Annotated in this window: 2 protein-coding genes and 1 pseudogene; 1 reads left to right on the top strand and 2 read right to left on the bottom strand. The window is 56.5% G+C overall.

Annotation, left to right across the window (positions count from 1 at the left end; genetic code table 11):
- Together VB780_RS25600 and VB780_RS25595 are read right to left on the bottom strand one after the other, a co-directional pair.
- Window positions 1-343, bottom strand: a 343-nt coding sequence (locus VB780_RS25600; RefSeq protein WP_323354020.1) for a GAF domain-containing protein, incomplete at its 3' end; no start/stop codon positions are given.
- Window positions 344-512: 169 nt separating this feature from the next.
- Window positions 513-641, bottom strand: a complete 129-nt coding sequence (locus VB780_RS25595; RefSeq protein WP_323354019.1) for a hypothetical protein — start codon at window positions 639-641, stop codon at window positions 513-515.
- 64 nt (window positions 642-705) lie between these two features.
- Between VB780_RS25595 and VB780_RS25590 the strand changes: the two are divergent.
- Window positions 706-1,077 (top strand): annotated as a pseudogene (locus VB780_RS25590) (transposase); the annotation flags it as partial.
- Between the last annotated feature and the right edge of the window lie 216 nt (window positions 1,078-1,293).

The following is a 1,293-nucleotide window of genomic DNA, read 5'->3' as shown; positions in this document are numbered from 1 at the left end:
GGGGGGCAGCGGCGTAAAACCTGAGGCCAAACTCGCCCCGCACCAGAGAATTCGTCAGCGTGCGCGGGTCTTGCAGGGCATCGGCAATGGTATAGACTTCGCTCTGCAAAATCGCCGAGGCGCACAGCCCTGGCTCCCGATCAATCTGTTCTATGGCCAACCCGTGGCGCGATTTAAACCAAATGCGATCGTGATCAACCACGGTCACCAACGCGATCGGCACCTGAAACAGACGCGCGGCGATCGCCGTTATGCGGTCAAAGGCACCATCCGGCGGCGTGTCTAAGATGTGGTACCGCTGCACCGCCGCCAGCCGCTCAGCATCGCCGGTTGTGTCATTCATCCTGGGCCTGTGTGACGATTTGTTTGCAAATATGTGAGTTTGCACTGTTTTTCTAATTACGCCTTGACAGATTGGGGGACGATCAACACCATGTGCCCTCCACAGTCTGTCTTGCGTGTAACCGTATCTCGTGTAACAGAATATAGGGGCTTTGGAGCCATCTAACCCATTAGGCGGCGGCAATTTTCAACCAGTGTGCATAGTGCGCCAGGCGATCAATAGCTATGTGGCGTAGTAGGGGTTGGTCTAGGGGAATGGCGCGATCGCACCAGATCCACACGTATCGGCGTTGTTGCATGAAAGGGAGGGTTACGGACGGGGTAACGGCCTAAGGTTTAAGTACCACCCAAAACCTGACGCCGATGCAGTACCGAGTCCGTAACTGGTCTGAGTATACCGCTGGGCTGAAGCAGCGCGGCAGCCTCACTGTTTGGTTGAGCGAAGATGCCCTAAAGCAGTGGCTGGTGACAACATCCACAGGAGGGAGAGGAGCCTCTCAGACCTACAGTGATGGGGCGATTGCGACGGTAGCGACCTTCAAGAGCCTCTTCCATCTGGCCGGGCGTCAAGCTCAGGGCTTTGTCGAGTCGTTGTTTCAGTTGATGCAGATTGCCCTCCCGGTACCCGACCACAGTACGGTATCGCGCCGATTGGGAGCATTGTCGGTCGTCATGCCGGTTCAGACTGACGGTGGGGCACGCCATATCGTAGTGGATTCCACGGGCATCATAGTTGCCTGCGCGCGCAACTGTACATAAATCATGGAAACCCTCTCCATACAAGGGTTCTATAGAAGTATTGGTGGAGCAGGCTGGGAGCAAAACCGTTATGGAACGTCACGAGTGTTGTGCCGGCTCAGTGCCGAACACCTGGAAGCGATCGCGCCCCTGCTGCTTAGCCCTATAAAGCGCCCGATCGGCCTGGTCAATCAGTGTTTGGGGCAACGGGTC

The sequence above is a fragment of the Leptolyngbya sp. CCNP1308 genome, assembly GCF_034932455.1.
Taxonomy (GTDB): domain Bacteria; phylum Cyanobacteriota; class Cyanobacteriia; order Phormidesmidales; family Phormidesmidaceae; genus Nodosilinea.
Note: the sequence above shows the minus strand (reverse complement) of the source record. Positions and strands in the feature narration are given on the sequence as shown.

Bases quoted from the DNA above. Each gene is read 5' to 3' on its own strand.
- VB780_RS25595 (WP_323354019.1), bottom strand. From the start codon at position 641: ATGCAACAACGCCGATACGTGTGGATCTGGTGCGATCGCGCCATTCCC.